The sequence below is a fragment of the Bradyrhizobium sp. Arg237L genome, assembly GCF_029990105.1.
Taxonomy (GTDB): domain Bacteria; phylum Pseudomonadota; class Alphaproteobacteria; order Rhizobiales; family Xanthobacteraceae; genus Bradyrhizobium.
On the sequence record NZ_JAQMIL010000058.1, the window covers coordinates 1 to 23,654 of the forward strand.

The window sequence follows — 23,654 nt, forward strand, 5'->3', positions numbered from 1 at the left end:
AAAGGGAAGACAATAGGGCGCACCTGTGGCGCAGGTGCGGCCTGTCTCGGCCGCGTCGCCAAGATCGCCTAGATTGGAAGTTGCGGTCTTGATGCACCTCCCGCCGAGGGACAGGACAGACGCCATGTCGAAACCATCGCCAAGCAAGGCATCTTCGCGCGTTAGCGCATCGAGACCGGTGCCCGCGCGCACGTCGCTTCCAAGCTCCTCGAGTCCGCGACGTGGCAAGACCTCGGAGTTGCTCGGGCGGTTCGCTGGGATGGACAATCGCAATCCGCTTTATGGCCGCTAGCGTCGGTCTCAGCGCAAGCCGGTCGAGCTAAGCTCAGGGCTGCCGTGACCGCTATGCCCGCAATGAACGTCTGCCGTCGCGTGTGCTCCTCTCGCCCCAGCGTTGCAGTCTGCCACAGCGCTTGCCGCGCCTTGCATAACAGTAAACCAGGGCGCCAACGTCTCAGTTGGGTCAAAATGCGAAGAACTCAAGGTGAGCAAATCTAGTCGGCTCCACCCCGCTGAGCGGACCTCGACGACATGCGCCGCCACTTCGCTGATGGGCCAGAATCGGGACTCTCACCGTTCTGGCCCAACATGGAGGCACGCGATTCTGAGGCATCGCCGCGAGCCGGACGATTATTGGTCGGCTACTTAGCAAGCAGGTGCTGTGTAAACCATTCGGTCGCTGGTCCGGCGGAGGCTTCGAAATCCTTCACGTAGGCGTCAAAATGGCCGCCGGTCAGCGTCACGAGACGCTTAGGCTCAAGCGCCCGCTCATAGGCCCCCAGGGCCAGGTCCGCGACCGTAAGGACATCACCAAGCGCAACCACCATCATCAGTGGCGTAGGGCTAATAAAGGCGGCATAACTTCCGGGCTCGTATTCGGTGAACATCTCGATAGAGCGGAGGGTAACCTCATTCTTCCAGGAGGGCGCACGGCTGCGAGCAGTCTCGGTGAACCATTTCCAACTGTCCGGTGTAGGGAGGGCGGATGGCGCCGCCGGATCTTCGGCCACCACTGGAATCATAGCCGGCGGCTTCCCGGCCATGCGAGCACGACGATCGTCGACAAACATCTGTTGCACCCCGGCAAGGTAGTCGGCTCGAATTAGGCGACGTGCATTGTCGTGACCGCTGGCGAGCGGGACTTGCGCCACTACACATTTTACCCGTCGATCGATTGCCCCGACCACCATCACATGACCACCGCTGTAACTTGAGCCCCAAATACCGATGCGCGCGGGGTCCGTCTCAGGCAGTGCTTCGGCAAACGTGATGGCGTCTCGATAGTCGCTAACCTGTAGCCAGGGGTCGATTTCCTGTCGGGGCTCGCCGTCGCTGGCGCCGAAATTGCGGTTGTCGAACACCAAAACGCCAAGCCCGGCCGCTGCAAAGGCGTCCGCAAAGCGATCAAGATACATTTCCTTCACGGCGGAGAAGCCGTGAGCCATAACAATGGTAGGCACCTTGCCGGTTCGGTTCTCTGGCAGATAGTGCCAGCCTCGCAACTTGATGCCGTCCTCGGTCTTGAATTCGATGTCCTTGCGCATGGCCACATTTCCTCCCACTACGGTTACGATGCGACCGTGGCGTCCATGTCGAGGCGCCGCGAGCCGCCATTCGATGGCGGCGTTGCCAACGACCGCAATGAAATTGCGCCGCCTCACAGGTCTTCCCTTAGGCGAGGAGGCACTCTAACACATCACCGAATGGGAATGTCTTGTGCGTCACAGCAAAGTTGCCCGGCCATGTCCGGGTTGGGTCAAGAACGGCAATGCATTGCTTAAGCAGACGAGTTCTGCTTCGCCCTCAAAAACCGATACTTGGCACTTTATGGCTGAGATCTTCTCGGGTATCCCCAATGAAGGCGTGGTAGAAGGCGAGCCGCCTGTCCCGGGGCTACCCGCTGGCTTCGACGCGGCGGCACAGTTTGGGCACAAGCTGCTGCAGGCGCCTCCCTCGGCCGTGAACTTGCTCGACACAGGCCAGGACTTGCTACTTCGACGTCGCACGCGCCAGAAAGTCTGTGAGCGCGCGGCGATCCTCGGCTGAGCCAATATGCTGCTCCGGCATCTTCGTGCCGGGCGTATAGGCATTCGGTCCGATCTCGAACAGTTTTGAGACGGTCTCCGGCGTCCAGACGATGTCCATCGTCTTGAGCGCCTCGGAAAAGCGATAGCCCGGCAGCGAGGCGATCTTTCGGCCGTAAATCCCGGCAAGCGTTGGACCGGCACGCTGGACTTCGGTTTCCGACAGCGTGTGGCAGGCGACGCAAGCCCTGAAGATTTCGGCGCCGTGATCGCCGGCATAGGCGGCGAGCGGATCGGTCGATGTACCAAACACGTTCGAGCCGACGGCATCGCCGGTCAGTGCATTCCAGCGCCTGATCTTGCCGTCAGCGCCACCGGTCAGGAGCGTCGCGCCATCGGACAGGAACGCGACCGACCAGACCGCCAGATTAGGACCGACGAGCTTGCGCAGCGTGCTGCGCGCCTTGCGATCGACGATCGACACGGTGCCACGAACGCCGGCCGCGGCAATCAAGGTGCCGTCACCCGAGATCGCCAAGGCCACGATCGGCGTGCCGCTGGCCGCGACGTCGCCGCTCTCCTTCCCGTCGGAGGTCATCATGCGGAGCCTACCGTCCGCCGCGCCTGTGACGATTTCGCCATCTGGCGCGATCGCAACTGCGTTCAATGGTGCTGGCGACGTGGCAATCTCGGACGTACCATCCGCCAGGCGCCAGATCCGTGCCGTCATGTCGTAGCCCACGCTCACGACCGACCGTCCGTTAGGTGTGAAGGCAACGCCGTTGACGTTCTGCGAATGCCCCTCGAGCACGCGCGACGTGCCATCCGACAGTGACCAAAGCCGCACCGTACCGTCCCAGGAGGCGGATGCGATTGTCGACACATCCGGCGAGACGGCAATGGCAACGATTGGCCCCGTATGGCCTTCAAAGACTCTGTCAGGGTCCTGCCGGTCTGCCGTCCAGATCGCGATGCGTCCATCCGCGCCCGCCGTTGCCACTCTCCTGTCCTTGAGAAACGCAACGGCGTTCACCGCGTCCGAATGAAACCGAAGCACTTGCTCCGCGGCTTCGGTCGTGAGCGACCAGCGGATCGCGGCAGTGTCAAAGCTTCCCGACAGGACCGTCGCACCATCGCCTGAAACAGCAATCGCTCGTACAGGTCCGCCGTGTCCCATCAATTCGGCGTATGCAATTCTCGGAATCAGAAGCACCGAAGTGGTGAGAACCGCGGCAATCAGACGCAAGGTCACACTCATTCAGTCTTCCCACGCGATCTCGATGGACCCCGTGCCCATTCTGCCCGTTTTCTCAAGCGAGACGAAGGCCCTTCCGCGTTCTCAGTAGCTATTTTTCCAGGGCTACGATGGTCTTCTTTGAGAGAGATTGGCGCTTGCCTCACGAACTCGGTGAGGCTTCTGCATTCCCTTTTTGACCGGCGCAGCTCCTTTTCCTCGAGCAGCCTCGGGCTGGATGCGGCGTGCATCTCCTTGGCGATGTAGAACGGGCGGCCCCAGTGATGCCGGCGCAAGAACATTAGCAGGATGAAGTCGTCCGGGTCCTTCATCATGACGTTGTCGATCTCGGTGAAGTAGATTTTCACGGCGATCCTTCCATTGCGCGTGAAATCATTGATCGGATTAAGGCTCTTCGACTTTGTACCTACATAATGGAGTGGGTTCCTTCCCCCCTTTCTCCTCCGGGGGGTTATCCTATCCGGGCTGTGTTTGGCCCTGTTGATAGTTCTGCCCACGCTCGGCTCATTGCCGCTGCTGCGGTCCCCGCGTGGCGCTGCGGCACTACCAAGCTGTCATGAACCGGCAGCGCTGGTGTCCCGTCGGCGTTGAGAACCTTCAGCGCGCGCATCATGATGTCGGAGTCTCGGCGCATTAGGCGAATGCCTGCGTCGGAGCCGAAGGCGCCGGCAAGGTTGTGCTTGGCGCGGACAGCAAGAATGACCTCGGCGGCCTTGGTCCTGTCGTTCGGCGCTGAGAAGCCCGCGGCCTGGCTGAGCGCACCGATTGCGCCCTGCGTCGACGCGTTGCCATCCTGGGATTGCATATGGATCGCCCGCCGGCATCGGCGTGTTGGCCTCGTTATAGAGCATGGATAAGTGCATCGCGCGAAAGTCGAGTTCGGCCGTCGTCATCCCGTTGATTGTGATGCGCTTGCGCCACTCCTTCGGAATGTTTTGGTGCCAGCCGTAGGCCCTTCCGCCGAGCTTGAACGAGTTGCGGGCGAAGATCCGCCGCACTGGATTGCCTGGCACCGGCCGGATGAAGCTTTGGGCCCCGTTGGCACTGGTGAAGACCATGTATCGGCCTCGCCATGGCCACGCCGTCGAGCTCGATTTTGATCGACGAGAGCATGTCATTGACCTCGCGCAGTTCTCCCCGCAGACGCGCGGTCATGGCGGTGTCTTGGTAGCCGGTGCTGTCGCCGTTGGCGTCGCGCAGCACTATTGGGTCACCGGGGCTATAGTGCAGCGCTTGCGGTCGACTTCGCCAAACGCCCATCAGCTCCTCCGTGGCCTCTAGCCAAGATTGCCAGCCGCGATTTCCGGGAGGAACGCGGTAGTCTCGAATTAGCCCAAGCCTTGTCGCTTCGGCTGCGCTGCGCAAAACGCGGCGATAGCTCCAACCCGTGCCGTGATATCGGCCGATGCCGGCATAGAAGTCTTTGGATCGAGAATACGAGACCGCGCAGCCGTCCTCAGCAGCCAAGCATGCCTCGGTGAGCAGCGACTCGAGCGCGCGATCGGCCGGGTCTAACCCAAGCGCCTCGGATAATCCGCTCAAACGCCAGTGGAATCCTGGCGGCCGGTCACGCTCGGTCTGGCTGTCCCAATAATACGCCATCGCTGGCCCTCAGATTGAGGGGGCAGCTCACAGCGCGCTTGCTTTGTTTGCACACAAATGGCATGATCGAGTCCTTCCAAAGATTTCGACGCCCAAGTTCCAACGCCTTCCGTTTGCCGCGGGAGGCGTTGCTCGTAGTGCTGCTCGAGTATGAGCGGCGGTGAATTCGGGAAAAAGGCGCCACCCCAACTCCTCTCGATGAGCAGGATCTCGGGAATGAGCGGGGATGTCATCCATTCGCGCTCTCACGGCTGGCGATGAAACATCCGACTGCGTCAGAGCTGGCCGCCGCGCGCCACTCGGTATCCTCGAAGTAGCCGCCCGCCTCGATCTCGTTACGCTCGGCGTCGAGCCAGTGGCGCCTATTGAGCTTGCGGTCTTGTTCGAAGGGGCAGTTTCCGAAGGCGGCTCCGACGGTGACCAGTCGGAACTGGACGGGGGGCAGCGCTGAACCCGCCGCGATACGGCAGGGTCGGTCGCTTTCGACGCGTTCGCGCCCCTCTGTATTTTCAGTGATTCCGGAAGCAGAACGGGGTTGAGCGCTACCCCTTGCCCACTTGCGCAGTTTTTGGCCCTGCAAAGCTTCCCAGAACGCCGTGACGCTTGAGTGACTGGAACTCGGTCCTGCATACAGGGTGGGAGCAGACAACCTGGTTTCCCGCGTTGCGCTTCATGGTGCCTTCGCAGACCAGACACTTGGCCGCGAAAAACATCCGATAGCAGCCTCGACAGCAGAACGACGAGCGCGGATTCTCGGTCGGCTCCGCAAGCTTGGCGCGGCAACGGCGGCAGTATGTCCAGACCTCGGTTACCGGCATGCCGCACCCGTCGTCTGTTCGGACAAGGCGAAAAAGCCGTTTGCATGCAATGAAGGATTTTGAGGCGATTTGTCCGAACGGGCATTGAAAGTGTTCAGCCGCCCAAAGCCTTCCAAGCTGAATACGAGGGTTCGATTCCCTTCACCCGCTCCATCGCTCAGCACCAAAAAGCACGACGAAACAACGTGTTGCATGCACGTTCGCGTGCAGTCAAATCTGCACGAAAGGCTTGGCTGGTGAGCCTCCGGCAAAACGATCAGAAGCCGACATCCTCACTCATATAGAAGGTGTTGAGGATGGATATCCGAGGCCGATCGGTCTTGATGGGCGGGCGGCCGTGCCAGCTCATCTTTGTCAGGGAGTGATAAGCTTTCAGGACCACGAACGCGTAGCCGAGGTTGGGCAGGAAGGGGATGGTTTTCACAGGCTCGAGGCAATAGGAGCCGACGTGAAACAGGCCTCTGAGGGAAGCCCGATAGAGCGTCGTGCCGAGCGCTTCCTGGCTGCCGTCGGCGGGACAATAGAGCTGCATCGTCACAACCTTCTTGCGTGTGTCCGGATGCGGCTTGATCTGGTAGCCGTCACTGTCCCAGTAGACCACCGGCTTCGCGACCAGCTTCAGATCGTCGGGGCGAGGCACCTTGTCGCCACGAGCACGAATCTCGAGCCCGTCATGCAGTCTGCTCCGGACCGCGCGCTCGACCTCGGTCGAGGTCAGCATGGTCGACACCGCAGCCCATGCGGGTCGCAGTGACGGATCGATCTTCTCAACGTTCTCGCCATAGAGGCGCAGCGCCAGACGGGTGCCTGTGCCGGTGATCGGATCATATCCTTCGGTGGGAACGCTCCGTACCAGATCCCGGTAAAAATCTGCGGGGAAGAAATCGCGGAAGACAATATGTGGGAAGGGCAAAGAGAAATGATCAGCAGTCTCGATGCTGGCAACCGCATGCGCGGTGAGCTCGTCGACCAGATCAGAAGGAGCAGTCTCCGCAAGTGCCACCATAAGGACACCTCAGAACACGCTTACACTTTAGCTTGCCTGTTGAATTCCCGCCTTGCGGCCAAAACAAGGCGCGAGCGGCCATCGTGCACAAAAATGAAGGACGCGGCGGCTCAGAACGGGTAACCCGGCCACGGCGATTTGTCGGATTCGGCCGACCTGAGACGTCCTTCGCCTCGCCACCCAGCAACGAGAGGTACCGATGCTCTATGCCATCCTCGCCTATCACGTCGAAACGGAGGTCATGTCCTGGACGCCGGAGGAAGATGCCGCGCTGATGGTCGACCTGCACAAGGTCCATGACCGCTTGACCAAGGAGGGCCGCCTCGGGCCGGCGGCGCGGCTCGGCGAGACCGGGAAAGCCCGCACCCTGCGCGGTCCGGGCGCCGGCGTCGTGATCGACGGCCCCTTTGCCGAGACCAAGGAGCAACTGCTGGGCTTTTACGTCGTCGACTGCGCCAGCGAGGACGCTGCGATCGAAGCCGCCCGCGACCTGCGTCGGTTCAATCCAACGGCGGTGTACGAGATCCGGCCGATCACGCTCTATCTTCCGGGCACAGCCTTTCCACTGACGGAGGCCGCAAGCGACAGCGAATAGATCAGTCGGACAAGCACCGAAGCTCGTCCGCCCGCCTCATAACGCGCCCGCCAATCGGACTGTTGAGCGCAACATAAACTCTCTTAGTCGCAGACCCCTCGCGCTCGCCGGACTGTATCGGACGGATACAGGCCAAATGCGGAGCGGTACAACGCCGCAAAACGGCCCATGTGAGTAAAACCCCACTTCAGTGCAACTTCGCTTACCGGAAGCAGGTTCTCTGGTCGCGATAGCTCATCGTGGATCGCTTCAAGTCGAATTCTTCGCAAATAGGCGACAGGCGTCGTGCCATGGATTCTACGAAATCCCGATTGTAGTAATCGGCTGCTAACACCAACCGTCCCAGCAATATCGGCTATCGTAAGCGGCAGATGAAGATTGGCCCGCATATACTCGATGGCCCGCCGAATGTAACGAGGAGGCGCATCCAGCGGGTAGCGGTTCAACCGGTCGATCAGCCGATGGGGGACATTTTCAAGGATGAGCTGTATCGCAGCTTCCGATAGCAGAGCGCTGGCTTTCGGAGAGCGTGCCAGGATCCCGTCATACAAGCCGGTCGTGCTGGCACGAACAAGCTGAAAAAGGGTCTGCCCGGCGCCCGTAGACAAATCGACTGTTGGTGTCAAATTGAGATCTTCCAGTGCTGTGCTCCCGAACGTCGCAGACAGCACCTTTGTAACCATACTCGTATGCAATGTTAGCGTTACACTTGAGTATCTTCCGTCCACCGCTTCGACCCTCTGCTCTTGCAACGTTGGAAGTGACACGATGGCCATTTCAGAGGGTGTTCGTTGCACGTTCCTTCCTGCAATGAGCATTTCGGCCTTGCCGGCATTCAGCAAGCTTATTGCAAGCTCTCCCGATGAATTCTCGTATGAATAGCGCCAATCCCAACCAGCAGAAAGTTCCGCCCTTACGACGTCAATTCCTGCTCCAACTGCAACATCCGCATGCCAACGAAATGATTTGTTAGGCCTCGGCGAGGAGCGGGCATTGATCCCGTGAGGTTGGAGTATTTCAAGCAACTCCTGAAACGAAGATCCTGATCGCGTGGGAGGTGCAGCGAGTGTATCTTCGATCATGCAAATCCTGACCATTGGACTTTTGCTGGACGCGAACCGATCTCACCCATCAGACCGAGTATCCATCGTTCAGGGCGTCCGCCAGAGGCACAGACCCGCGTCACCACGCTAGAACAGCTTTGGTCAATTCAGGTCGAGCTCTCCTTCTATCAATTCTTTCTCTCAATATCCAATTGTCGAACGAAACATCCAGATCGCGCAACCGAGCCGCGAAAGCTAAGATTTGATTTAATTCGCGGGCCTCTATTCCGAAAAAGCGCTGATCCATTCTCGCGGCGCTCATGGAAGGCGGGCTCGACCTGCGCGTGACGTCGCAGGCGAGCGTCGGCGTTTCCTACGTCGGCCAGATCGCCGATCGCTTGCAGGATCACTCCGTGCACTAGCCAAAATCCGAATGCCTCCATCCAGAATGCGAAGGCATCGATGGACTTACGGCGCGTTTGGTCGCAATCCTCCCGACTTACTCCAACAGGTTATGAAAGCATGCTTACAAGAATAACTTGCGTGTTCACGCTCATGGTTCTGTCGTCTATGACTGCGCTGGCCGATAGCTGCGCAGAGCACTTCCAGAGCAGCGGCGTTCCGATGGTGACGGGCATGACCCACAAGACCTGGATGATTTTCCCGTCCGTCAATCCCAGTGTCGCCCTTGACAAGGTTTCCCGGGCCGTTCTGGCAGAGGGCTTTGTCGGTGTGAACGTGGACAAGAAGCTTGGCACGCTGACCACTCAGCAAGAGACAACCGGATCCGGCCGACCACAAACGTTGCAAGTCGTCGTCCGCAAGGAAGGCAGAGGTAGCCGCGTCGATGCGGTCTTCACCTTGCCGCCAGGACAATTGGCTCCAGGTGTCAGCAATAACATCTGCCGCGTCGTGGACGCAGCCGGCCAATAAACTCCGCCCATCTGTGAACTTATGCTGACGCGCGAATTGCAACCGGCCGTGCGTATACGGTCTCGCCCGGGCCGAGGCCAGGCGAGCCCGTAATCCATGTTCAGGAATCGGGAGGCAGGCGCCGACCTGCGCCCACAGGAATGAAGCAGGAGATTCGATGCGAACCGATCACATTTTGAAAGTCGTTTTGATGGCCACCACCGGTGCCGTGGTGCTTTCAGCCTCCGCGATTTCGGCTCCGTTGCAGACCAGCACGGGTCTTGCTGCCGCGGTCCCGGCATTGACCGAGAAGGTCTGGTGCCGTTACGGACAGTGCTATGACAACGGCGTCGGTGTTGGCGGACTGGTCGGCGGCCTCATCGGCGGCGCCATCGCGGCCGGTGCAGCCACTGCCGCCGCCCAGCAGGAAGCCGCCGCCGCCCAGCAGCACGCGGCATCTTGCGCGCAGCGCTACCGCTCCTACGATCCAGCGTCGAATACGTACGTGGCAAAGGGCCGGCGGTATCCCTGCCAGTAAGTCTTTCAGATATAGTCGCGACCGTATCTGCTTTCAGGGCTGCGGTGTGACACCGCAGCCCTCTTGATTTGCCAGGGCCTGCGATAAAAGACCGGCGGTTCGCCGAGCAGGCGCAGAGGTCTGGCTGATCGATCCGTTCCGAGCACACGTCGACGCGATCATCTCATCCGCGCTTCTGCTCGGAAGCGACCGCAAGGAGGAATTCCGCGAGGGCGTGCTTTCCGGCCTCTTCCGCCGCGCGCTGGGATGAATATCCATCTCCGGTCACTCTGACGCCCATCGGCGCGCCTCTGCGCTTGATTTCCCACCGCCACACGGAGCGGCAGTCGTCGCTGAGGGTCACAATGTAGTATTCGCGCTGGAACACGGGACGGCTAGTGTCGTGCAAGGCTGGCGCTGGCGACATCGCCCATCACCTCGACCAGTTCATCCATGCCGCGGAGCCCAGCTTCATGCGCCGGCCCGATTACGCCGATAGCGGCGGCGTCGCATCCGCCGGCAGCGCACCGACTTTTTTCAGCAGCGGAACGTCAGCCGGACAGGGACCGCCGACACTGACGATATGGCTGCCACGATCGGCCGCGACCGCATGCTTGACGCCCACGGGCACGTGGACGACGCAGCCGGCGTGGAAGGGCAGCGAGATGTTGTTGGTGTAGTCGTGAATCGTCCCCTCGCCTTCGAGGATGAAGATCGTGTCCTCCGACTGGGTGTGGATATGTGGAACGTTGGCCTCGCCAGGTTCGAGGCAGACATAGTTGAGATTTGCCTGCCAGGCGCCGACGCCGGGCCAGATCACGAAACGTGCGTCCTTGGAGATCAGCGGCAAGCGCAGCGTCGGATGGTCGCGATGAAACAGGCGAATGGCCATGGTCTAGCTCGCTGCGATCATTGAGTAGAGACTGGCATCGGCCGGGCACGGCCCGCCGATCACCTTGATGCCGGCTGCACCCGCCTCGATGCGGTAGCGATCGCCGGCATCGATATGGACCATGTGCCCTTCGGCGACCTCGTGGCGCGAGCCACCGGCCGTATCGACGATCGCGCCCTCGCCCGCGATCACGTAGTACACGCAGTCGGACGCATGGCTGAGGTCGATGGTGCGCGCATTCTGCTGCAGCGACACGAGCTGAAAACTGCGGAACGCCGCGCCATTGTGCGGCGACAGCACAACCTTCGCGTTGCCCTCGCCCTCTACGATCGGTATTTCTGGACATCCGGCGGCGCTGTCGATGACTCGAACCTGGGAAAACGAGAGATTGACCATCGCCGCCTATTTTTTGATCCAAACTAAAGTATTTTTAGTATATTCAAAATCACAGGACACGCAACGTCTTCTTTGCGAAGACCAGGACGAACGGCGCCGGGAGCGTCAGCACATGAGCCAATCCGAGACCGAGGCGAACGCCGATCTTGCCCATCTGTCGGAGGAAATCGCCGAGACCACCGCGAACACGCTCGCCGCCATCGGCGTGCGCATCCGCGAATTGCGGCAGGCGCGCGGACTGACGCTGCAGGAGCTTGCCGACGTCTCCGGCCTCAGCACTTCGATGCTCAGCCTGGTCGAGCGCGGACGCGCCTCGCCCTCGATCGGATCGCTGATCGTGATCGCGAGCGCGCTCGGCGTCACGATGTCGGATCTGCTCGTCAGCGGCAGCCTTGCCGAGGAGAAGATCGTGGTGCGCGCGTCCGAGGCGCGCGTCGTCGAGACCGCGCAGCATGTCGTGCGGCGGCTGATGCGGGAAGACCGCAGCCGCGGGGTCTCGGTCGCCGTGAACGAATATGCCCCGCATACCGGCAGCGCCGAGCATCCGATCACCCATGACGGGTTCGAATATGGCTTCGTGCTGCAGGGAGAACTGACCGTCGAGGTCGACGGCATCAAGCACGTGCTGCGGCAGGGCGATCTCATCGCCTATAGCTCGCGCCGCAAGCACAAGCTCTGGAACCACGGCAAGACCAAGGTCCGCACGCTCTGGTTCAACCTCGATCGCGACTGAGGCCCCCTTATGATCGGCCCCCGCGCAAGATGGCGTGCAGGCGGCCGGGCGTGATCGGAAGCTGCGCGACGGCGCCGGGCTTTTGGATGGCGGCGTCGATGGCACCCGCGAGCGCCGCGCCAGCCGCATTGATCCCGCCCTCGCCCGCGCCCTTGACGCCGAGCGGATTGAGCGGCGACGGCGCATCCTCGCGCAGGAGCACTTCGACGTCCGGCACCTCGTGACAGGTCGGCATCAAATAATCGGCAAAGCTCGCCGCCAGCGGTTGGCCGTTCTCGTCATAGACGAACTCTTCCAGGAACGCGCCGCCGACGCCCTGCGCCACGCCACCCACGATCTGGCCTTCGATCAGCATCGGATTGACGGCGCGCCCGACATCGTAGGCGACCACATAGCGCTCGATGGTGACGGCACAGGTTGCGGGATCGACGCGGACCTGCGCGGCGTGGATGCCATAGGGATAGGTCATGTGCGAGGAAGCGAAACGCCCCTCGCCCGTCAACCCGCCCGTCTGCTCGAGATGCGCGGCGATATCGCCAAGCGGCAGCGAGGCGCTGCCATTGACGGTCTCGATCATGCCGTTCGACAGGCGGAGCACCTCCGGTGTGGTCTGCAACAGCTTTGCCGCCACTTCCAGCGCGCTGGCACGCAGTGCTTCGGCAGCGATCTTCACGGCGGAGCCCGCCATGACGGTGACGCGCGAGGCGAAGGCGCCAAAGCCGATTTCGATCCGGTCGGTCTGGCCATGGATCACGCGGATGCGCTCGATCGGCACCTGCAGCGTCTCCGCGCAGATTTGCGCCAGCGCGGTCTCAACGCCCTGCCCGACCGAGGCAACGCCGGTGACGATCTCGATATCGCCTTGCGGCTCGACCCGCATCCGCACCAGGTCCTGCGGACCGAGGCCGCTCTTCTCGACGAAATAGCCAAGGCCCAAGCCGACCAGCTCGCCGCCACTCCGACGCTCAGCGAGCCGTTGCTGCAGCCGGTCGTAATCAAGATGCGCCAGCACGCGTTCGAGCAGATCGGCGTACTTGCCGGAGTCGTAGACGACCCTGGTTCCGAGCGTCTCGAAGCCGCGATCGAAGGGCATTGCCGCTTCGCCGATCAGGTTTACGCGGCGCACCTCGACCGGTGACAGGCCGAGCTCCGCGGCGATCGCGTCGATCAGCCGCTCGCGCGCGAAAGTGGATTCGTAGCGGCCGGGCGCGCGGTAGGTGCCGGCCGGCGTCTTGTTGGTGAGCCGGATATGGCCCGCGACACCATAGGCGGGAATGACATAAGGGCCCGGCAGCAGGCCCGCCGAGAGATCGGTGACGGTGGTGCCGTGGGTGCGGACATAGGCGCCCTGGTCGGTGAAGAAATCCGCCTTCAGGCCAAGGATGAATCCGCTCGAGTCGACGGCGGCCTTGAGCCGATAGACCTGGTCGCGCGAATGGTTGGCGGCGAGCAGATGCTCCCTGCGATCCTCGATCCATTTCACCGGCCGCTGCAGCCGCAGCGCCGCGGCGCAGACCAGCACGTCCTCGGGATAAAGCTCGCCGCGAATGCCGAAGCCGCCGCCGACATGGCCTTCGCTGAGCTCGAGCCGTCCCGGCGCGAGGCCCAGCATCCTGCTGATGGCGTCGCGGTTATAGTGCGGCACCTTGGCGGCGCCGTAGAGTGTGAATGTATCCTTGTCTCCGTCGTAGACGCACAACCCGCCGCGCGTCTCCATCGGCACGCCGGTGTGGCGCCCGATCTTCACCGCCAGTTCGATAACCCTGTGCGCGCAGGCAAAGGCCGCGTCGAGATCACCATAGCCGCGGCGGATCACCGCCGGCTCGGACATCAATCCGGGGTGAACATCGGGCATAAACGCCACCGGCTCGGCGGTCGCATCGAGCTGCGGCTCCAGTTCTTCGATATCGCAAAACACCAGATCGGCCGCATCCTCGGCCACATAGGGATCGACGGCGATAACCACAGCCACAGGCTCACCGACATAACGCACATAATCGCGCGCTAGCACGAATTGCCGGTATGGCGCGAGCCGCTCGAGGCCCATCTGGCGGAAATCGATCGGCGGCAGATCGTCGAGATCGGCAATGGTCCAGATCGCGACGACGCCCTCGAGCGCGGCTGCCTCCTCGGTTTCGATGCCAAGGATGCGGCCGAAAGCGACCGGCGAACGCACCACGCGCATGTGGAGCTGGCCCGGCCAGTTGCAGTCGGCGGCGAACGCGCCCTGGCCCATCAGCAGCGGACGGTCCTCGATCCGCTTGAGCGAGCGGCCGACAAAGCTCATGCCTGCGCTCTCGCCCGCATCTCGCGCGCGGCCAGCCGCACCGCTTTGACGATGTTCTGATAGCCGGTGCAGCGGCAGAGGTTCGACGACAGCACGTCCTTGATGTCGTCGTCGGACATATCAGGATTTTCCTGCAGCGCGCCGGCGGCGAGCATCAGGAAGCCCGGGGTGCAGAAGCCGCATTGCAAGCCGTGATTTTCCCAGAACGCCTGCTGTAGCGGATGCAGCGTCTCGCCGTCGGCCAGTCCCTCGACGGTGCGCACCGTCTTGCCCTCGGCCTGCACGCCGAACATCAGGCAGGAGCGAACCGGCTTTTCGTTCACTAGCACGGTGCAGGCGCCGCAGACGCCATGCTCGCAGCCGAGATGCGTGCCCGTCAGCCCGCAATCGTCGCGCAGGACGTCGGCAAGGCTCCGGCGCGGCTCGATCGATACTGCGTAAGTCTTGCCGTTCACGGCAAGGGTAACGTCGCGCTTGTCAGGCATAGCTCGCACCTCCGGCCCGGCGCAGCGCCTCGCGGATGCGCTGCGGGGTTGCAGGCAGTTCGAACAGTTCGATGCCGAAGGGAGACAGCGCATCGCAGATCGCGTTGACGACCGCCGCCGGCGCCCCGATCGCCCCGCCCTCGCCGACGCCTTTCGCCTTGGTCACGCTTTCGGGCGAGACAGTTTCCATGTGCATGATCTCGATCTCCGGGATCTCCGCCGCGGTCGGCGGCAGATAGTCGGCAAAGGACGCGGTCAGCAGATTGCCGGTGTCGTCGTAGACGATCTCCTCGAACAGCGCGTTGGCAATGCCTTGCGCGACGCCTCCGGTGATCTGGCCGTCGACGATCATCGGATTGATCAGGACGCCGGCGTCCTCGACGACAAGAAAGCGATCGACGCGAACGCCGCCGGTCTCGATGTCGACCTCGACAAAAGCGATATGGCAGGCATTCGAGAACGTGCCGCCGGGATCGTAGACCGCGTTCTCATGCAGTCCGGGCAATAGCCCCTCGAAGCGATGGCTCTGGTGATAGGCGGCCCGCGCCAGCGCGCCGATCTCCATGGCCTGGTTGGAATGGCTCACCCGCGCCCAGCCGTCCTTCAATTCGATATTGTCTGATGATGTTTCCATCAAGGTCGCGGCTATGGTCTTGAGCTTCACCGCGATCTTTCCCGCCGCGAGCTTCGAGGCACCGCCGGCGATCACCATCGAACGGCTGGCAAAGGTGCCCCAGCCATAGGGCGTCGCATCGGTATCGCCGGAGATGATCCGAATGCGGTGCGGCTCAATGCCGAGCTCGTCCGACACCAATTGCGCAAGGCTGGTCTTCAGGCCTTGGCCATGCGGTGACGAGCCGATGCGCAGCACGACGTCGCCCGAAGGGTCCATCGAGCAATCGACGATCTCGTAGCCCGGCACGATGTCCATGCCGCGCGCGGCATAGGCCGGCGTGCCGTAGCCGGTCCGCTCGCTGAACACGGAAATGCCGACGCCGAGATAGCGCCCGAGCGTGCGCAACGCCGACTGCCGCGCCCGGAACGCCGGCAGGTCCGCGGCATCGATTGCGACCTCCATCGCCTGGACATAGCTTCCCTCGTCATAGACAAGGCCGGTCGGCGAGCGATGCGGAAATGCCTTGATCAAATTGCGGCGGCGGATTTCGGCGGCGTCGATCCCGAGCCGCTTCGCCGCGACATCCATCATCCGTTCCATGGAGAAGGTCAGCGTCGGTCGCGACACGCCGCGATACGGCGCCATCATGCAAGTGTTGGTGGTCACGCCGCGCGAGCGGACGCCGTATTCGGCGAAATCATAGGGGCCGGGCAGTTCGGCAAAGGCCATCAGCGGCTCGACGCCGCAGGTCACGGGATAGCAGGAGAACGCGCCGATGTTGGAACGTAAGTCCGCTTCCAGCCCGAGCAGCCTGCCGTCCCTGGCGAAGGCTCCGCGCAGGCTGAAGGCCTGGTCGCGGCTATGGGCGGAGGCGAGCAGATTTTCGCGGCGATCCTCGATCCAGGCGACGCTCCGCTTCAGTTTGCGAGCCAGCCACACCAGCACGACATATTCGGGAAATAGCGACATCTTCTGCCCGAAGCCGCCGCCGACATCGGGCGCGATCACGCGCAAGTCCGACTCTGGCATATCCAGCGTGTCGGCGATGCCGGTCCTGAGCATATGCGGCATCTGCACCGAGGCTGTGAGCGTGACGCGCCCCGATCCCGCGTCGTATTCGGCGAGCCCGCCGCGGTTCTCCATTGGCGCCGCCGATTGCCGGTGCGAGCGCACGTCCAGCGCGACGATCTCGGCGGCATCCGCAAAGGCGTTGTCGAGCCCCTGCGTCTTCATGCGCCCTTCGACCAGCACGTTAGATGCAGCTTCGGGATGCACCGGCGTTGCATCTGGCGCCAGCGCGGTTTCGAAATCGATGATGGCGTCCGCAACGTCGATATCGACGAACACCTGCTCGGCGATATCTTCCGCCAGCGCAGGATCGTCGGCGACGACGACCGCGAGCGCCTGCCCGCAGAAGCTGACGCGATCGACCGGCAGTACGGGCTGGCCGATCGCGACATAGTCCGGCCGATGCAGGATCGGCCGGATCGGCTTCACGTCGACGAGGTCTCGTCCGGTGAAGACCGTTGCATCAGATGGGATCTCGATATCGACGATCGTTCCGCGCGCGACCGGGCTGCGCACGAAACTGACGGCGGCCGCCTTGGCCGCGCGATCGGCCACATAGCTGCCGCCGCCTTTCAGCAGCGCCGGATCTTCCAATCGTGGCAGCCGTCGGCCGATCCAGTTCATGCCAGCGCCTCGGTCAATGCGCGCTTGACGGAAGCGGCGATCAGATCGCGCCGATACTCGGGCGAGGCATGGATGTCTCCGTTCGGTTCGATCATGCCACGCGCCTCGCGGGCGATGGCATCGATGATCGCAAGCGACGCAGGCTTCCCAACAAGCTGATCTTCCAGCAGCCCAAGGCGGATCGCGCGATCGGCGACACCGCCGACACCCAGACGGGCCTCGCGGATCGTGCCGCCGTCAACCCTTGCCGCCGCCACCGCCATCCCCAAGGCAAAGTCGCCGGCGCGCCGCGAAAACTCGTAGAAGCCCACGCGCCAATCCGGCGTCATCGCAGGGAGGCGGATTTCGGCCAGGATCTCGTCCGGTTCGAGCGCAGTCGTGAACGTGCCATGGAAGAAGTCGGCCACAGCGATCACCCGTTCGCCGCGCGCGCTCTTCGCAACCATCTCGGCGCGAAGGGTGGTCGCGACCAGGCACCATTCCGAGGCGGGATCGGCGTGCGACAGGCTTCCCGCGAAGGTGCCGCGCTGGCGGATCGGATAATGCGCAATGTGGCGCACGACCTTCGCCAAGAGCGTGCCGAGCGGCCCCTCGACCACCGGCCGATGGAACGCGGCGTGCCGCGTCAGCGCACCGATCTTCAACTGATCGGCGTCCGCGCGCAGGTAATCCAGTTCGTCGAGGTCGTTGATATCGATGAGGATAGCGGGCCGCGCCAGGCGGAAATTCATCGCCGGAACCAGGCTCTGGCCGCCCGCCAGGATCTTGCAATCGTCCTTGTGTGTCGCGAGCAGCGCGAGCGCTTCGCCGAGACCGGATGGCCTGAGATAGTCGAACGCTGCAGCCTTCACATTTCAACCTTGCTCAATTTTATTTAGTCTGATTAACATGACCTCATTGCGGTGTCTACTGTTCGGGACGGTGAGTCTGCATGGGTTGGGCCAGGGCCGAGGGGCAAAAGCGCAGAGCGGCCGGCGGCCGCGCTTTTACTTCTCCTGATGCACCGCGCGGTTTCAGCTCAACGGCCGCGCCATTCCGCAAGCAGGTCGGCGGCGTCGGTCACGATGCCAAGATGCAGCGACACCATCTTGAGCGCGGCATCTTCCATCTCCTCATTGGTGCCGCGCACCAGATCGCGCAAGACAACGACGCGATAGCTGAGATTGCTGGCATCGAACGCCGCGTTGAGGATACAGCAATCGGTCATGCCGCCGTCGAGCACCACGGTGCGCACTTTCATCTGCCGCAGCAGAAAATCGAGATCGGTAGCGAAGAACGGCGACAGCCGCTTCTTGCCGGCGACGATCAGGTCCTGCGGCTCCACATGGGTGACGAATTCGGTCCAGCGCGAACCTTCGATCGCATGCGCATCGGAGTTGGGGATCGCGCCGACATAGAGCGGAAAGGTGCGCCGCCACGCCGAGGGAATGCCGGCGATGTCGTCGACCCCGCCCTTGCGCAGCACCGATTTGACGTGGATCACCGGCACGCCGATCGCGCGCGCCGCGGCATGGAACTGATCGATCGGCGCGACGATCTCTCGCGCGCGCGGCGCGGGACAAGGACAATCCGGCGTATCGGCCAGATGTCCCTGGTGCATGTCGACGGAGATGATCGCGGTCCGCGAGGCCTGCGTGAAATCCTCGAACCCCTGCGACAGCTCGCGCTTCGCACCATACACATAAGCCTTCATCACGCCTCCTATCGCCGAAGCAGTTTGCCGTTCCGCGCCAATGCACGCATCGATCACAGCGCATCGGCGCCCGCCAAGCAATATTCAAGCCGCGAGGAGGCGCTCGCGCAAACGCGCGTCAACATCAATCACACATCAATTTTCGTTTGCGCCTTGCGCGCGACCGGATGCCGCCGGGCAACACAATGGAATGTGCGAGCCGAACGCAAGCTCGCTTCGCTCATTCCTGCGCGCTACCGCAAGCGGTCGCGCGACGACAAGGATGCAAGGGGACTGCTCATCGATTGGCTCGACGGTGACTAAACAATTGGCGTGCTATTTTTTCCAACAATGCGAAGATTTTTTCGGAACCCGTCCTGAACGGTCGACAAATTTTCGCACATCGAGAGGATCTGCGTGATGCGCTGGACTACAATTCCTGTTCTTGCCGTTGCCCTGACAGGCGGCGCGGCAGCCGCCTATGCCGCCGGGTTCACACTCCCGGCGCCGGCCAAGATCGCGTTCCTCTATTTCGCCGACAAGACCGACGGCGGCTGGACGCAGGCCTATGACGAGGCGCGCCCGAAGATCGAGAAGGAAGTCGGCATGCAGATTCCCTTCGTCGAAAATGTGCCTGAGGTTGCGGGACAGATCACGCCGGCCGCGGAGCGCTTCATCCAGCGCGGCTACAACGTGATCATCGGCACCGCATTCGGCTATTCCGACACGTTCAAGGAGCTGTCGCAGAAATATCCGAAGGTCGCATTCCTCAACGGCTCCGGCACCACCAACGGCCCGAACCTCGAATCCTTCTACGGCCGCACCTATGAGAGCCAGTATCTCTGCGGCATGATCGCGGGCGCCATGTCGAAGTCCGGCAAGCTCGGATTCGTCGCCGCGCATCCCATCGGCCCGGTGAACTGGACCATCAATGCCTATGAATTAGGCGCGCAGAAGATGAATCCGAAGGCCACGGTGACCGTGATCTTCACCGGTGCCTGGAACGATCCGGTCAAGGAACGCGCCGCGGCGCAGGCCATGGCCGACCAGGGTATCGACGTGATCGGCCAGCATGTCGACACCCCCACCCCTCAGATCGTGGCGCAGGAGCGCGGCATCTACGGCACCGGCCACCATCGCGACCTGCGCGAGTTCGCGCCGAAGGCAACGCTGTGCTCATCGGCCTGGACCTGGGAAAAATTCCTCGGGCCCGAACTGAAGAAAATCGCGGCAGGCAATTGGGAGCCCAATCCTTATGGCGCCTTCCCCGGCATCAAGGATGGCGGCACCGATATCGCCTGCTGCAACAGCGTGGTGCCGAAGGACGTCGTCGACAAGGTGATGGCCGAGCGCGACGCCATCATCGCCGGCAAGCAGATCTTCGCCGGCCCGATCAAGGACACCGCCGGCACCGTGCGCGTCGCCGAGGGCAAGTCGCTCGACGATGCCGGCTTCTGGAAGATGGACTGGTTCATCCCTGGCGTCATCACTCAGAAATAGGCGAGCAAATCTTCTGATGAATGCGGCCCTGCAACTTGCCGGGATCAGGAAATCCTTTGACGGGGCTCTGGCTCTCGATGGCGCGTCCTTCGAGAGCCGCTCCGGCGAAGTCCATGCCCTGCTCGGCGAAAACGGTGCCGGCAAATCGTCGCTGATGAATGTCGCCGCCGGTCTCTACGCGCCGGATGCCGGATCGATCTCCATCAATGGTGCACCGATCTCGCTGAGCGGACCTGCCTCGGCCCGCTCTCACGGGATCGGCATGGTGCACCAACACTTCAAGCTGGTAAGACCTTTCACCGTGGCCGAGAACGTATTGCTCGCCAATCCGCAACCGCATTTCGCTTCCGGCCTGCGCGACATCCGCGACGCGATCAAGAAGCAGGTCGATGCGCTCAAATTCTCCATCGATCCCGATCGCCGCATCGACAGCATGACGGTGGCCGAGCAGCAGCAGGCCGAGATCGTCAAGGTGCTGGTCGGCGGCGCCAGGATCCTGATCCTCGACGAGCCGACCGCAGTGCTGACCGACGCCGAAGCCATCGGCCTGCTCGAGATCGTGCAGCGATTGGCGCGATCCGGCACCGCGGTCGTGCTGGTGACGCACAAGCTGCAGGACGTGAAGCGCTACGCCGATGTCGTGACCATCATGCGCGGCGGCAAGACGGTGGCCACCCTCGATCCCAGGCAATCGACTGCGGAAGAACTGACAGAGCTCACGGTCGGCCAGACTTCGGCACTCCCCGAGCGTACGCCGCACCAGGGCGGCGAGACCCGGCTCAATGTCGGCGCGCTCATCTACACGCGCGGCGACGGCCGCACCATGCTGAACAACACGAGCTTCTATGTCCGCACCGGCGAGATCTACGGCATCGCCGGCGTCAGCGGCAACGGCCAGGCCGAGCTCGCGGAAGCGCTGATCGGCGCGATCGAGCCCTCCACCGGCGAGATCTGGGTCGATGGCGCCGGCGACATCAGCCATGCCGGCCCGTCCAGGCGGCGGGAAGCTGCGATCGCGGCGATCCCCGCCGACCGCTACGCCTATGCGCTTGCCGGCAGCCTGCCGATCCAGGACAATCTTGCGGTGGCGCAGATCCGCTCCGGGCGCTACGGCAGCGTTGTCAGGCTCGATCGCACAGCGATGCGCCGCGACGCCATCGCGGCAGTGAAGGATTACGACGTGCAGGGCGTGCGCAGCGTCAAGCAGAAGGCTTCACTCTTGTCCGGCGGCAACGCGCAGAAGCTCGTCATCGCCCGCGAGTTCAGCCGCGAGCCGGACGTCGTGGTCGCGCACAGCCCGAGCCGCGGTCTCGATGCGCGCGCTTGTGCCGCAGTGCATCAGCGCCTGATCGCGGCGCGTGAACGCGGCGCCGCCATCGTCCTGATCAGCGAGGACCTCGACGAGATCCTGAGCCTGTCCGACCGCATCGGCGTGATGACCCGCGGCGCGATCGTCGCCGAATTCGAACGCCCTGCGGACCGCCAGGCGATCGGCCGCGCCATGGTCGACCATGCATGACATCTCGCGCCGAGCCGAACCATTGACCCCCGTAACCTCGCGCGGCTTCGGCCGCCTCACTCTCGACGTGCGCCAGAACCTGCCGGCATGGAAACAGGCGCTGTTCGTCGGATCGTCGCTGATCCTCGGCCTTGCGATTTCGGTCGCTATCCTCGCGGTGGCCGGCATCCCACCCTTGACGCTCGCCAGCGAGCTTGCGGGCGTGCTGACCGCGGAGAACCTGCGCGGCGTGCTGATCCAGGCCGCGCCGCTGATCCTGGTCGGCTTGGGCGCAAGCCTCGCCTTCCGCATCGGCTTCTGGAATCTCGGCATCGAGGGCCAGATGGTCTTCGGCGGCATCTTTGCCGCCGCGATCTCGATCTATGACATCGGCCCGCCGGCCACGCGGCTGATCCTGATGGGAATGGCCGCAGCACTCGGCGGCGCGCTCTGGGTGCTGCTGGTCGTGTTCCTGAAGCTGCGCTTCCGGGTCAACGAGATCATCGCGACATTGCTCCTGAATTACGTGGCGATGTATTTCCTGTTCCACCTGCTCTACGGCGCCTGGCAGGACTCCAAGACCGCGTTCCCGCAGTCCACGCCCTTTCGTCCCTTCGAGCGGCTGACCGATATCGGCTATGGCGTCAACACCGGTCTGTTGATCGCGCTCGCCGGCGTGCTCGCAGCCGGCTGGATGATCCATCTCAGCCGCATCGGCTTCTACACCCGCTTCATCAGCGCCAATCCGCGCATGGCGAAAGTCGTCGGCGTGCCCGTGCAGACGGCGACGATCTGGATCATCGCGATCTCCGGCGCCTGCTCGGGGCTCGCCGGCTTCGTCAATGTCGCCAGCCAGGAAGGCCGGCTCACGCAATCCTTCGCCAACGGCTACGTGTTCTCCGGCGTGCTGATCGCGTTCCTCTCGCGCAACGATCCGATCGTGGTCGCAATCGTCAGCTTCCTGATCGCGGTGCTCTTCATCACCGGCCAGACGCTGCAGGTATTCTACCAGATCCCCTTCACCATGGTGCAGATGATCGAAGCGATCATCGTCATGACGGTTGCGTCGTCGGAATTCCTGATCCGTCACCGCATCAGGTGGATACGTTGAGAGGACAGCTGTGATCGATTTCCTCGTCAACTGGCTGGCCAACGCTCCCGTCACCGCGGTACCTTACGCGCTTGCGGCGCTCGGCCTGATCATCGCCGAACGTTCCGGCGTATTGAACCTCACCGCGGAAGGCTTGATGCTGGTCGGCGCGCTCGCGGGCGCGGGCGCCTGCCTCGCGCTCGGCGGCTATCCGGCGGTGGCGCTCGTCGCCGCGATGGTGGCGGCGAGCGCGGTCTCGCTCTTGTTTGCGGTGCTGGTGGTGGTGCTGCGCATCAACCAGGTGATCGCGGGACTGTCGGTGGTGTTCTTCTGCCAAGGCTTTACCGGCCTCGTCGGCACGCTGGCGAAATGGCAGAACAAGCAACTGACGGGCCTTGCGCCGCTGAAGATCTGGCCGCTGTCGGAAATCCCCGGGATCGGGCGCATCTTGTTCCAGCAGGATCCGATCGTCTATCTCACCATCCTGATCTTCTTCGCTGTCAACTTTCTGCTGTTCCGCACGATGCTCGGATTGCGGATCCGCTCGGTCGGCGAGAACCCGGGCGCCGCGGACGCCGCCGGCGTCAGCGTCACCTTGCATCGGATCTTCGCGATCGTCGCCGGCTCCTCGCTGATCGGCTTGGCCGGCGGCTACATCTCGGTCGTCAGCGTCAAGCTATGGGTGACCGGGATGACCGGCGGCCGCGGCTGGATCGCGGTGGCGCTGGTCGTGTTCGCGCGCTGGGCGCCGTGGCCCGCACTCGCCGGCGCGCTTCTGTTCGGCTGCATCGAGGCGCTGATCCCGCAAATCGCAGCGGCCGGCATCCGCGTGCCGCAATATCTGATGCTGATGACGCCGTATCTCGCGACCATCGCCGTCATGATCTGGGTCGGCACCAAGGATTCCGGCATCACGCAGGAGCCCGGCGCACTCGGCCAGCCGCATGTGCGCGAGGAGCGGCGGTGACTTCTCTCTCCCCGCCCTTGCGGGGAGAGGGTCGGGGTGAGGGGCTGGTTCCGC

The 23,654-nt window shown here is 62.9% G+C and carries 25 protein-coding genes; 9 read left to right on the plus strand and 16 right to left on the minus strand.

All coding sequences use genetic code 11. From position 1 onward, the window contains the following. The 6 genes from OZ411_RS29630 to OZ411_RS29655 all read right to left on the minus strand — a co-directional run. A partial coding sequence (locus tag OZ411_RS29630) for a hypothetical protein (protein ID WP_282530796.1) occupies positions 1-192 on the minus strand: 192 nt, incomplete at its 3' end. A 449-nt stretch (positions 193-641) separates the two neighbouring features. Beyond that, entirely contained in the window at positions 642-1,544 is a 903-nt protein-coding gene (locus OZ411_RS29635; protein ID WP_282530797.1) for an alpha/beta hydrolase, read from the minus strand. 445 nt (positions 1,545-1,989) lie between these two features. Then, on the minus strand, positions 1,990-3,282 hold the full coding sequence (locus OZ411_RS29640; RefSeq protein WP_282530798.1) for a c-type cytochrome: 1,293 nt from the start codon (positions 3,280-3,282) through the stop codon (positions 1,990-1,992). Then, entirely contained in the window at positions 3,279-3,626 is a 348-nt protein-coding gene (locus tag OZ411_RS29645; protein WP_282530799.1) for a hypothetical protein, read from the minus strand. Before OZ411_RS29645 ends, OZ411_RS29640 begins: the two co-directional genes overlap by 4 nt. A gap of 104 nt (positions 3,627-3,730) precedes the next feature. Beyond that, a complete protein-coding gene (locus OZ411_RS29650; protein WP_282530800.1) occupies positions 3,731-4,084 on the minus strand; it encodes a hypothetical protein in 354 nt (117 codons plus the stop codon). 35 nt (positions 4,085-4,119) lie between these two features. After that, positions 4,120-4,881, minus strand: a complete 762-nt coding sequence (locus OZ411_RS29655; RefSeq protein ID WP_282530801.1) for a hypothetical protein — start codon at positions 4,879-4,881, stop codon at positions 4,120-4,122. 226 nt (positions 4,882-5,107) lie between these two features. Here OZ411_RS29655 and OZ411_RS29660 point away from each other — a divergent pair, with 226 nt between their 5' ends. Further along, on the plus strand, positions 5,108-5,332 hold the full coding sequence (locus OZ411_RS29660) for a hypothetical protein (protein ID WP_130576908.1): 225 nt from the start codon (positions 5,108-5,110) through the stop codon (positions 5,330-5,332). A gap of 623 nt (positions 5,333-5,955) precedes the next feature. Here OZ411_RS29660 and OZ411_RS29665 read toward each other — a convergent pair. After that, on the minus strand, positions 5,956-6,705 hold the full coding sequence (locus OZ411_RS29665) for a hypothetical protein (RefSeq protein ID WP_282530802.1): 750 nt from the start codon (positions 6,703-6,705) through the stop codon (positions 5,956-5,958). Positions 6,706-6,904: 199 nt separating this feature from the next. Between OZ411_RS29665 and OZ411_RS29670 the strand changes: the two genes are divergently transcribed. Continuing rightward, positions 6,905-7,300 carry a YciI family protein gene (locus OZ411_RS29670; protein WP_282530803.1) on the plus strand — a complete coding sequence of 132 codons (396 nt, stop codon included), beginning with the start codon at positions 6,905-6,907 and terminating at the stop codon, positions 7,298-7,300. Positions 7,301-7,383: 83 nt separating this feature from the next. On the opposite strand, the gene OZ411_RS29675 is transcribed toward OZ411_RS29670, so the two are convergent. Beyond that, positions 7,384-8,382: a helix-turn-helix domain-containing protein gene (locus tag OZ411_RS29675; RefSeq protein WP_282530804.1), complete on the minus strand. Its 999-nt coding sequence runs from the start codon at positions 8,380-8,382 to the stop codon at positions 7,384-7,386. A gap of 531 nt (positions 8,383-8,913) precedes the next feature. Between OZ411_RS29675 and OZ411_RS29680 the strand changes: the two genes are divergently transcribed. Both OZ411_RS29680 and OZ411_RS29685 read left to right on the plus strand, forming a co-directional pair. After that, entirely contained in the window at positions 8,914-9,276 is a 363-nt protein-coding gene (locus OZ411_RS29680; protein WP_282530847.1) for a hypothetical protein, read from the plus strand. 157 nt (positions 9,277-9,433) lie between these two features. Continuing rightward, the gene (locus OZ411_RS29685) at positions 9,434-9,793 is read left to right on the plus strand and encodes a BA14K family protein (RefSeq protein ID WP_130576905.1); all 360 of its coding nucleotides are present in this window, start codon (positions 9,434-9,436) and stop codon (positions 9,791-9,793) included. 163 nt (positions 9,794-9,956) lie between these two features. Here OZ411_RS29685 and OZ411_RS29690 read toward each other — a convergent pair whose 3' ends face one another. The 3 genes from OZ411_RS29690 to OZ411_RS29700 are packed head-to-tail and all read right to left on the minus strand — an operon-like array spanning position 9,957 to position 11,060. Next, a complete protein-coding gene (locus OZ411_RS29690; protein WP_282530805.1) occupies positions 9,957-10,199 on the minus strand; it encodes a hypothetical protein in 243 nt (80 codons plus the stop codon). Between the two features lie 60 nt (positions 10,200-10,259). Next, positions 10,260-10,664: a cupin domain-containing protein gene (locus tag OZ411_RS29695; RefSeq protein WP_282530806.1), complete on the minus strand. Its 405-nt coding sequence runs from the start codon at positions 10,662-10,664 to the stop codon at positions 10,260-10,262. A gap of 3 nt (positions 10,665-10,667) precedes the next feature. Continuing rightward, positions 10,668-11,060: an ectoine synthase gene (locus OZ411_RS29700; protein WP_282530807.1), complete on the minus strand. Its 393-nt coding sequence runs from the start codon at positions 11,058-11,060 to the stop codon at positions 10,668-10,670. A 112-nt stretch (positions 11,061-11,172) separates the two neighbouring features. Here OZ411_RS29700 and OZ411_RS29705 point away from each other — a divergent pair, with 112 nt between their 5' ends. After that, positions 11,173-11,793: a helix-turn-helix domain-containing protein gene (locus OZ411_RS29705; protein ID WP_282530808.1), complete on the plus strand. Its 621-nt coding sequence runs from the start codon at positions 11,173-11,175 to the stop codon at positions 11,791-11,793. A gap of 7 nt (positions 11,794-11,800) precedes the next feature. Here OZ411_RS29705 and OZ411_RS29710 read toward each other — a convergent pair whose 3' ends face one another. From OZ411_RS29710 to OZ411_RS29730, 5 genes are all read right to left on the minus strand, one after another. Beyond that, positions 11,801-14,080, minus strand: a complete 2,280-nt coding sequence (locus OZ411_RS29710) for a xanthine dehydrogenase family protein molybdopterin-binding subunit (protein ID WP_282530809.1) — start codon at positions 14,078-14,080, stop codon at positions 11,801-11,803. Further along, complete coding sequence (locus OZ411_RS29715) at positions 14,077-14,565, minus strand: (2Fe-2S)-binding protein (protein ID WP_282530810.1); 489 nt, start codon at positions 14,563-14,565, stop codon at positions 14,077-14,079. Before OZ411_RS29715 ends, OZ411_RS29710 begins: the two co-directional genes overlap by 4 nt. Further along, positions 14,558-16,873, minus strand: coding sequence for a xanthine dehydrogenase family protein molybdopterin-binding subunit (locus OZ411_RS29720; RefSeq protein ID WP_282530811.1), 2,316 nt, complete (start codon positions 16,871-16,873; stop codon positions 14,558-14,560). The genes OZ411_RS29715 and OZ411_RS29720 overlap by 8 nt, the downstream gene beginning before the upstream one ends. Then, on the minus strand, positions 16,870-17,724 hold the full coding sequence (locus OZ411_RS29725) for a xanthine dehydrogenase family protein subunit M (RefSeq protein ID WP_282530812.1): 855 nt from the start codon (positions 17,722-17,724) through the stop codon (positions 16,870-16,872). Before OZ411_RS29725 ends, OZ411_RS29720 begins: the two co-directional genes overlap by 4 nt. A 167-nt stretch (positions 17,725-17,891) precedes the next feature. Then, on the minus strand, positions 17,892-18,566 hold the full coding sequence (locus tag OZ411_RS29730) for an isochorismatase family cysteine hydrolase (protein WP_130576897.1): 675 nt from the start codon (positions 18,564-18,566) through the stop codon (positions 17,892-17,894). Between the two features lie 399 nt (positions 18,567-18,965). Here OZ411_RS29730 and OZ411_RS29735 point away from each other — a divergent pair, with 399 nt between their 5' ends. Genes OZ411_RS29735 through OZ411_RS29750 form a run of 4 tightly spaced genes read left to right on the plus strand, consistent with a single transcriptional unit; the run spans position 18,966 to position 23,600 of the window. Continuing rightward, positions 18,966-20,045, plus strand: coding sequence for a BMP family ABC transporter substrate-binding protein (locus OZ411_RS29735; RefSeq protein ID WP_282530813.1), 1,080 nt, complete (start codon positions 18,966-18,968; stop codon positions 20,043-20,045). Positions 20,046-20,061: 16 nt separating this feature from the next. Then, complete coding sequence (locus OZ411_RS29740) at positions 20,062-21,564, plus strand: ABC transporter ATP-binding protein (RefSeq protein WP_282530814.1); 1,503 nt, start codon at positions 20,062-20,064, stop codon at positions 21,562-21,564. 22 nt (positions 21,565-21,586) lie between these two features. After that, positions 21,587-22,654, plus strand: coding sequence for an ABC transporter permease (locus tag OZ411_RS29745; protein ID WP_282530815.1), 1,068 nt, complete (start codon positions 21,587-21,589; stop codon positions 22,652-22,654). Between the two features lie 10 nt (positions 22,655-22,664). Continuing rightward, entirely contained in the window at positions 22,665-23,600 is a 936-nt protein-coding gene (locus OZ411_RS29750; RefSeq protein WP_207234374.1) for an ABC transporter permease, read from the plus strand. Positions 23,601-23,654: the final 54 nt, after the last annotated feature.